We start from the raw sequence: 233 nt of genomic DNA on the forward strand, positions 1-233 counted from the left end.
GGCAGCGAGCGGTTCGAGGTGCGGGTCAAGGACCTGACCACCGGCGAGCATCTGCCGGAGGTGATCGCCGGCATGCTGTCCGACATCGTCTGGACCGCGGACGACAGCGGCTTCCTCTATGGTCTCGCCAACGAGCAATGGCGTACCGACAATGCGCGGCTGCACCGGCTGGGTACGCCCATCGAGGACGACGTGCTGCTGTTTCACGAGGCGGACGAGGGTTTCCGCGTCGG

1 protein-coding gene is annotated in these 233 nt (G+C 66.5%); it reads left to right on the forward strand.

Annotation, left to right across the window (positions count from 1 at the left end; all coding sequences use genetic code 11):
- Nucleotides 1-233 (forward strand): hypothetical protein (locus tag AC0IYH_RS34175; RefSeq protein ID WP_471838934.1); only part of this gene is annotated, 233 nt, incomplete at both ends.

The sequence above is a fragment of the Pseudomonas sp. AC463 genome (genome assembly GCF_979253585.1).